A 2,843-nucleotide genomic window follows, 5' to 3' on the forward strand; every position below is an offset into this window, starting at 1 on the left:
CGGCATGGCGGTGGCACCGCTCGCATCGAGACTGGCGGCCACCGCCGAGACCTGTTCCAGGTCGATGTCAGCCAGCGCCACCTTGTAACCGGCGGTGTGCATCTTGCGTGCGATGCTTTCACCGAGGCCGCGTGCGGCACCGGTGACCAGGGCAATCTTCTTGTCCATGATCAGGCGCCCTGGATGATCAGGGCGCGGCCCACGCGGGCTTCGATCTTGCCGTACTTCCACAGGCGGTGTTCACCGACCATGGTGGTACGGAACAGGTTGCAGGCCGCCACCACCGTATCGAGGTCGGCCACGTCGGCCATGATGTAGAAGGTCCAAGGGGCATCGTCGGACTTGCCCACCATGAGGCGGTCATCGTCCATGGTGCCCAGTACCTTGATGCCGTCCATGGTCGCCAGTGCCGTCATCATCTGGCCATAGGCCTGCCACACCGGACCGGTCTCGGTGGCGGGCAGGTCGAAGAAGTTTTGCGTCACGCCGACACAGAAGAGGACGCGCAGCGGTTCTTTATCATTGCTTGGGACTTGGCTCATGAGGGCTCCGGGCTGAAAACTTGAAATCAAAAAGAGAAAGGACGCAACGGCTTACAGGAAGCCCGGCATCGGCGGCACGCCCAGCGTGACCGCTCCGGCGCCGTCGTAGATGCCCTCGCCCAGGAAGGCGTGCTGCTTGACCACGGCGGCATCGCGCAGGTAGCGCTGCAGCGGGTGGTTGCTGTAGATGGCGGTGGTACCGGCCAGGCCGAACATGGCCTGCGTGACTTCATTGCCGACCTTGGCGATTTCCACGGCGGTCAGACGCAGCAGGCTGACCTGCTCGGGCGTGACGGGGTTGCCGGCGAGGATGGAATGCCAGACTTCGCCGGTGGCGTCGTAGAGGAAGGCGCGCGCCGAACGCAACTTGGCTTCAGCCTTGGCGACCTCGATGCGCACGTAGGAACGGTCGGCCAGCTTGGGCGCACCGGTAATGGCCACACGGCCACCGGACATCTGGTTGATCTCGTCGATGGCGGCGCGTCCCACGCCCAGGTTCACCACGGCCAGCACCTGCGCGGCATAGGCGATGGTCGGATAGCGATACAGCGGTTCATCGATGGTGGGCACGCCGCCACGGATGAAGGTCCATTCCTCGGGGACGAATTGCTGGCTCACCTTGAGGTCATGGCTGCCGGTACCGACCAGTCCCATCACGTCCCAGTTGTCAATGATCTCGACCTGCTCCGGCGGCAGCACGGCGGTGCGCGGCTTGGAACCGGCCTGGCCGGGCACGGCCGCACCGATGCCCACGCCCAGCACATCGGCGCCCTTGCAACCGCTGGCGAACTTCCAGGTGCCATTGACCATCCAGCCGCCCTCGACCTGCTCGGCCGGCTGCAGCGGGAACAGGCCGCCGGCGAAGGTCAGGTCCGGCCCCTTGGCATACAGCTTGGCTTGCGTTTCCCTGGGCAGGGCGGCCAGATAGACCGAAGCCGAACCGAAACTGGCAACCCAGCCGACCGAGGCGTCGGCGACGGAAATGCGTTCGATCATCTGCAGGAAACCCATCGGCGAGAGACCGCTGCCGCCGAAGCATTGCGGGGTGGCGGCGCGATAGACACCGGCCTTCTTCAACTGCGCGATGAAATCCTTGGGCACGAAACGCTGCGCGGCGAATTCCTCGCGGCGCGCACGGATCTCGGCCAGCAGCGTGACCAGGGCATCTTCTTCACGGGCGGCCAGCGCGGCCGGGTTCTCCATCACGGACATTGCATTCTCCAGGTGGCTTGCATCAGAATGAAGTCGAGTGTAGGGAGCGGCGTATCCCGGTTCAATCGGGAGCGCTGCAGCTTTTTTAGGGGAATAGGTGAAGCCTTCTAAAGAAAACCCCTAGTGCCATTCCCCAACTGCAAACCCGGTGCGCCCTCCCCTGCGTGAACTCATCCATGGAGGAAACACCGTCCTGCAGATCATGAAGCGATAACAGAGACGAGCGATGCCAGAACAAACCGCTGCCCCAGTTTCCCCTGCCCTGCCGGACGACAGCATCCGCTTCGGGCTGGACGATTTCCGCCGCATGATGGAAGCACTGCCCATGTGCATCATCCTGCATGACGCCCAGACCAAGTCCATCCTCTGGGCCAATCCCTCGGCCTGCCAGGTACTGGGGTTCACGCTGGAAGAACTGCTGCCGCTCAAAGCCCCGGACATGAGCCGGCAGTCGCACGAATACCGCCGCGAGATCGGCCGCAAGTGGCTGCACGATGCGGTACTCCACGGCAGCAACATGGTGGAGTGGTGCTACCGCGCCAAGAACGGCGACGAGATTCTCTCCGAGGCGATTGCCACGCTGGTACCGCTGACCGAGCGCGATGTGATCATGGTGCAGTTCCGCGATATTGCGCGCGAGGAACAGATCCGGCGCGAGATGAAGAAGCTGGAGAGCCGCCTCAAGGAATTCATGCAGGACTCCGACGAAGGCGTGACAGTGCTGCGTTCGGATGGCGGCATCGAATACCTGAGCGACGCCGGCCGCAAGCTGCTGGGCGTGCGGCCGGGCCAGAACCCGCCCAAGAATTTCGTCGAACAATGCCTGCCCGAGTCGCGCGATGAATTGCTGGAGCTGCTCACGCTGGCGCTGCCGGATGCGATCAGCTTCCCGCTGCGCTACCAGATCGTGCGCAAGGATGGGCTGGTGCGCTGGCATCACGCGGTGTGCCGCTACATCGAGATCGAGAATGACCTCAAAGGCCACCTGCTGCACTTCCACGACATCACCGACCAGGTCGAAGCCGAAGAAGCGCGCCGCCGCGACCAGGCCTCGCTGGAATACCTGGCGCGCCACAATGCCATGGGCGA

The 2,843-nt window shown here is 63.7% G+C and carries 4 protein-coding genes; 1 reads left to right on the forward strand and 3 read right to left on the reverse strand.

All coding sequences use genetic code 11. The annotated features are described in order from the left end of the window. The 3 genes from B3873_RS01355 to B3873_RS01365 all read right to left on the reverse strand — a co-directional run. A partial coding sequence (locus B3873_RS01355) for an SDR family NAD(P)-dependent oxidoreductase (protein WP_286863667.1) occupies positions 1-168 on the reverse strand: 168 nt, incomplete at its 3' end. Between the two features lie 2 nt (positions 169-170). Further along, positions 171-542: a hypothetical protein gene (locus B3873_RS01360; RefSeq protein ID WP_039788791.1), complete on the reverse strand. Its 372-nt coding sequence runs from the start codon at positions 540-542 to the stop codon at positions 171-173. A gap of 51 nt (positions 543-593) precedes the next feature. Next, on the reverse strand, positions 594-1,754 hold the full coding sequence (locus B3873_RS01365; protein ID WP_286863661.1) for an acyl-CoA dehydrogenase family protein: 1,161 nt from the start codon (positions 1,752-1,754) through the stop codon (positions 594-596). Between the two features lie 226 nt (positions 1,755-1,980). Between B3873_RS01365 and B3873_RS01370 the strand changes: the two genes are divergently transcribed. After that, on the forward strand, positions 1,981-2,843 hold an 863-nt coding region (locus B3873_RS01370), incomplete at its 3' end, for a PAS domain-containing protein (protein WP_286863663.1).

It is taken from the genome of Herbaspirillum sp. UBA812 (assembly GCF_002296545.1).
GTDB classification, from domain to species: Bacteria; Pseudomonadota; Gammaproteobacteria; order Burkholderiales; family Burkholderiaceae_D; genus Herbaspirillum; species Herbaspirillum huttiense.

Coding starts and splice junctions, on each gene's coding strand:
- B3873_RS01360 (WP_039788791.1), bottom strand. CDS start 542: ATGAGCCAAGTCCCAAGCAATGATAAAGAACCGCTGCGCGTCCTCTTC.
- B3873_RS01365 (WP_286863661.1), bottom strand. CDS start 1,754: ATGTCCGTGATGGAGAACCCGGCCGCGCTGGCCGCCCGTGAAGAAGAT.